A 3,298-nucleotide genomic window follows, 5' to 3' on the forward strand; every position below is an offset into this window, starting at 1 on the left:
TCACCACAGAGATGATAGAGCGGCCGCTCGTCGGCAGCGTCAGATGTGTATACGAGGCAGCGGTTTAGAGCGTGGGGCCCCCCTCTCCCACAACGCTGTCGCGTGGTCCCCCCTCTCCCGCAGGCGGGAGAGGGTAACCCGACTGCCCGCCCGGTGGCCCCTATGCCGCTAACTCCTCCACCTGCCCAACCCCCAGCTCCACCGGCGTCGGCCGGCCGAACAGATCCAGCAGCACCTTCAGCCGATCGAGCGAATCCACCGCTTCCACCGTGCCGGCAAAGCTGGTGAACGGCCCGGCAGCGACCCGCACCGGCTTGCCGGTCAGCCGTTTCTGCATCGCCTTCAGCGTCTGCTTCGTCGTCTCACCGCGCAGCCGCCGGGCGGCATCGGTATCATCGAACAGCTGGCGGGTTTCCGCGTCGCGCAAGGCCAGCACGTCCCCGGTCGGCACCGGCGTCGGCGGGTGCGGCCGGCCCGGCAGCAGCTCGAGCACCTGGCTGCAGGCGAGCACTTTCGACGTATCCTCGAGCCGCACCATCCGGACGAACAGGTAGCGCGGGAAGTGGCAGAGCGTGGTGATTTTGCGCACCCGCAGCCGCCGGTTGAACCGCTCGATGCGGTATTGCGGCAGATAGGCCTCGAAGCCCGCCTGCTCGAGCTGGCGCAGCGCCAGGCGCTCGCCCTTGGCCCGTGTCCTCAGCGCGTACCACTCTGCCATGTTCGGTCTCCTTCAGCTGTCTATCGAGGGCGCGCAAGGCCGCCCGGATCTCTGCCATCGCCGCGCTCGCCCCGAGGCCGCGATCCGAATATTCGGCCGTCACCTCGCGGATGCGTTCGATGAAGTTTTTGCGGCCACTGCCGCGGTGTTCGGCGCCGGTTTGCGACCAGGTCATGCCGCGCCCCCTGTGTGTGGGGCGACCAGCGCCCGAGCCGCCGCGACCACCTCGGGCTCGAACGACCAGGGGCTGGCCGGCGCCGGCTTGCCGCGCACCGTTTCGCAGGCGGCCCACAGGGTCGCATCGAGAATGCGATCGAGCCGCACCATGGTCACAACAGGCCGATCCAGATCGACCGCCAGCGCCAGCCCCGCCGCCTCGCGCCAGGCGCCATCGCCGAGCCACTTGGCGAGGTGCGGGGCATAGCGCCGACCCGCCTCCTTGCTGCGCCCGCGCGCTGCACAATCCTCGGTGAACCAACTTTGGTAACGCCGCGCCGCCGCCAGCACCGGCTGGCGCTCGGCGGGACTGAGCGCCGTGAACGCCGCTTCGGCCCTGGCGCGGGAACTGGTGGGGTTGCGCGGGAAGACCGACCAGAGCATCGCGAAGATTTCGCGCGCTTCGGCCTCAGGCACTGGCGGGGGTGGGTTCGATTCCTCCTTCTCTCCTCCTTCCTCCTCCATCTGCGCGAACAGTTCAGGAGGGGTGGCGGCCGGGTGGGGAATTGCTTCCGCATTGGCGGAGGTGAGCCCGACATAGGCCTCCCATTCGGTGCGCAGCAGGCCCGAGGAGTTCGGCTTTTTCGGTCGCTGGAAGGCGCGGAAATTGCGGATCAGCCCGATCGGCCGGCCGCCCACCGTCTCGCGGCGGATGAAGCCGCCGCCGATAAGCTCGTCGAACATTTCAGGCATTTCGACCGCATCGACCGGGAAGATCCGGGCCCTGAGGGTCAGCGGCTTCCACTCGAACACGCCATCATCGAACGCCTCGGTCCAGAGGCCGATGAGCAGCAGCCGGGCCGGGGCCGAGAGCGCCATGAAGGCCTCGTCGGTCCACAGCCCGGGGTGGATGGAGCGGATGCGGCTCATCGCGCACCTGCCTGGCGCGCGGCGAGCGCCTGGGCCTCGAGTTCGGCCTGATAGCGGCGGATGTTGTAGAGCACGGTGGTGTGGTCGCGGCCGCCCAGGTGCCGGGCGATCTCGGGCAGGCTGATCTGTCGGCCATTGACCAGCACTTCATGGCGGATGCGCCAGCTCGCCTCGCGCCGCGCCGCAGTGACCGGCGCCCGTCGCGACGAACCTGACAGTTCGACTCGGCTGATCCGGTGCTTTGTCACCACCTCGTCGATGATCTCGCGCGCCGTGATCGGGCGGGCAGTCGGGGCGCCGTACTCCAGAGTGTCGTAGGGCGCCGGCTCGCGATAATCCGGCCAGACCTCGGGCGGCTGCAACTGACGCACCGGGCGTGCCGCGTGGAACGGCCGCACCACGAGGTTCGAGGCGGGCAGGGGGTGCTGGGCGGCGCGGCGGATGCGCGCCTCGCGGGCCCGCCGCTCCTCGGCGAGGCGCTGCTGGCTGGGGCTGGCATCGGCCGCCCGCACCGGGGCGAGGCGAAGCTGGCGATAGAGCATCATGAGCTCGGCTCCATGGGCAAAGGGGTGGCGTTCACCGGCGCGGGGCGCGCCGGCGGTGGGGGTGTTCGGATCGCCCGCTGGGCGGAGAGAGAGGTCAGCGCCGGCGCATCAGCGTCGGGAATCTGCTGCGCAGCTCGTGGGGAGAATGCTGAGCATTAATGCACAATATGTCAAGCATGAATGCATGATGCATTTGTGCACGAGGGTGCTAGGTTATGCACATGGCAGAACCCAACCAGCTCGCCGTCGAGTATGTGCGCCACGTGCTCGGCGTCACCGGCCTGTCGCCGACCGGCCTGGCGCTGAAGGCCGGCATTTCATCGACCACGCTGACCCGGCCGCTGAACTCGGCCGAGTACAAGTTCGCGCTGACCAACACCACGCTCAGCAAGATCGAGGCGGCAACGGGCATCGCCTTTCTGAGCTTTGCCGCCGCCCACAGCACCGACCAGGCCCCGCCGGGATCCGAAGCACCGGCCCAGCCCCGTACCGCCGGCCAGCCGGTGCGCTACGTGCCGGGCGAGCAGGTGGTGCTCTCCGGCCGCCGTAACCTGTTGCCGGTGTTTTCGGGCGCCATGGGCGGCGATGGCAAACTGATCGTCAGTTCCGATTTCGTCGACCACATGGCCATGCCGGCGGCGCTCGAGGGGGTGCAGGGCGCCTATGGGCTGATCGTCGATGGCAGCTCGATGAACCCCGAATTCTGGGAAGGCGACATCGCCTGGATCAACCCGCATCTGAAGCCGGCGCGCGGCCGCAACCACGTGTTCTTCCACACCCCGCCCGGCGGCGAGGATGCCGAAGCGATCATCAAGCGGCTCAACGGCTGGAACGATCGCGAGTGGCAGCTCGAGCAATGGAACCCGGCCAGGCAGTTCACCGAATCCCGCCGCATCTGGCCGATCTGCCACCGCGTAGTGGGCAAATACGAAGCGCCTTAATCCTCCCC

The 3,298-nt window shown here is 68.6% G+C and carries 4 protein-coding genes; 1 reads left to right on the top strand and 3 read right to left on the bottom strand.

Annotated elements, in window-relative coordinates:
- Nucleotides 1–160: 160 nt before the first annotated feature.
- The 3 genes from nusG to VW23_RS25130 all read right to left on the bottom strand — a co-directional run bounded on the left by nusG (nucleotide 161) and on the right by VW23_RS25130 (nucleotide 2,349).
- Nucleotides 161–718 carry a transcription termination/antitermination protein NusG gene (nusG, locus tag VW23_RS25120; protein ID WP_069912224.1) on the bottom strand — a complete coding sequence of 186 codons (558 nt, stop codon included), beginning with the start codon at nucleotides 716–718 and terminating at the stop codon, nucleotides 161–163.
- A gap of 171 nt (nucleotides 719–889) precedes the next feature.
- Nucleotides 890–1,804, bottom strand: coding sequence for a hypothetical protein (locus VW23_RS25125; RefSeq protein ID WP_069912225.1), 915 nt, complete (start codon nucleotides 1,802–1,804; stop codon nucleotides 890–892).
- The gene (locus VW23_RS25130; protein ID WP_069912226.1) at nucleotides 1,801–2,349 is read right to left on the bottom strand and encodes a helix-turn-helix domain-containing protein; all 549 of its coding nucleotides are present in this window, start codon (nucleotides 2,347–2,349) and stop codon (nucleotides 1,801–1,803) included. The genes VW23_RS25125 and VW23_RS25130 overlap by 4 nt, the downstream gene beginning before the upstream one ends.
- 221 nt (nucleotides 2,350–2,570) lie before the next feature.
- Here VW23_RS25130 and VW23_RS25135 point away from each other — a divergent pair, with 221 nt between their 5' ends.
- Entirely contained in the window at nucleotides 2,571–3,290 is a 720-nt protein-coding gene (locus VW23_RS25135) for a S24 family peptidase (protein ID WP_176730487.1), read from the top strand.
- Nucleotides 3,291–3,298: the final 8 nt, after the last annotated feature.

The organism is Devosia insulae DS-56 (assembly GCF_000970465.2).
GTDB classification, from domain to species: Bacteria; Pseudomonadota; Alphaproteobacteria; order Rhizobiales; family Devosiaceae; genus Devosia_A; species Devosia_A insulae.

What these genes read in the sequence shown, in the direction of transcription:
- nusG (WP_069912224.1), bottom strand. Translation starts at nt 718, where the DNA reads ATGGCAGAGTGGTACGCGCTGAGGACACGGGCCAAGGGCGAGCGCCTG.
- VW23_RS25125 (WP_069912225.1), bottom strand. Translation starts at nt 1,804, where the DNA reads ATGAGCCGCATCCGCTCCATCCACCCCGGGCTGTGGACCGACGAGGCC.
- VW23_RS25130 (WP_069912226.1), bottom strand. Translation starts at nt 2,349, where the DNA reads ATGATGCTCTATCGCCAGCTTCGCCTCGCCCCGGTGCGGGCGGCCGAT.
- VW23_RS25135 (WP_176730487.1), top strand. Translation starts at nt 2,571, where the DNA reads ATGGCAGAACCCAACCAGCTCGCCGTCGAGTATGTGCGCCACGTGCTC.